We start from the raw sequence: 1,036 nt of genomic DNA, 5'->3' as shown, positions 1-1,036 counted from the left end.
GTTACGGCTACCCGCAGGGCCCCGGTCCCGGGCCCGCCTCCGCGCCCGGCCCCGGTTCCGGTTACGGCTTCCCGCCGCCCGGGCCCGACGCCACCGCCCAGGCGGAGATCTGCCCGCAGTGCCGCACGCCGCGCGAGGCCATGGCTCCGTTCTGTGAGGAGTGCCGCTGGAACTACCTCACGAACACGGCGACCTCCTACACGCCCGTGGCCCCGCAGAACTCCGGTCCGGCTCCCGGCCTCAACCTGCCGCCCGGTTTCCAGGCGCGGCCCCAGGGGCAGCCGCAGGGCCCGCCGCCGTCGTACGAGTACCAGGGCTCGCGCCCGTCGCAGATGAACCGGCCGGCCGAGCCGCTGGCGCCCGAGCAGTCGGGGCGGCAGGCGCCGCCGCAGGCCTTCCAGCAGCCGCCGTTCCAGCAGCAGCCGGGCCCGCCGCCGTCGTTCCAGCAGCAGGCGCCGCCGCAGCCCCAGCAGCCGCTGGCGCCCCCGCAGCGGGACCGCAACGGCGACGACGACTGGATGCTGCCCCCGCCCTCGCAGCAGCAGCAAGCTCAGCAGCAGCCGCACCAGCAACACCAGCAGCCGCCGCATCAGCAGCCGCCTCACCAGCAGCAGGCGCCGCAGCAGTCGCAGCCCCCTCAGCAGCAGTACCCGGGGCAGGCGCCCGCTCCGGCCGGCTGGACCGCGACCGTGGGTCCCGACCGTGAGTACTTCATGGCGATGATGCAGCGCAGCGGCCCCGACGCCGCGGGCCTCAACCTGCCCGCGTACTCGCCCGAGCAGCAGCGCCCGCTCACCGGCAACCAGGTCACCATCGGCCGCCGCCGCCACAGCACGGGCGAGGCGCCCGACATCGACCTGGCCGTGCCCCCGGAGGACCCGGGCGTCTCGCACCAGCACGCGGTCCTGGTCCAGCAGCCTGACGGCTCCTGGGCGGTCGTCGACCAGAACTCGACGAACGGCACCACGGTGAACGGCGCCGAGGACCCGATCCAGCCCTACGTCCCCGTCCCGCTCCAGGACGGCGACCGCGTCCA

At 75.5% G+C, this 1,036-nt stretch carries 1 protein-coding gene; it reads left to right on the top strand.

Annotation, left to right across the window (positions count from 1 at the left end; genetic code table 11):
- On the top strand, nucleotides 1-1,036 hold a 1,036-nt coding region (locus E2E34_RS34565; protein WP_138905751.1), incomplete at both ends, for an FHA domain-containing protein.

Source organism: Streptomyces albidochromogenes (assembly GCF_005981925.1).
In the GTDB taxonomy this organism is placed as follows: domain Bacteria; phylum Actinomycetota; class Actinomycetes; order Streptomycetales; family Streptomycetaceae; genus Streptomyces; species Streptomyces albidochromogenes.
The sequence above is the reverse complement of the archived record's forward strand: the minus strand, read 5'-3'. Positions and strand labels throughout refer to the sequence as shown.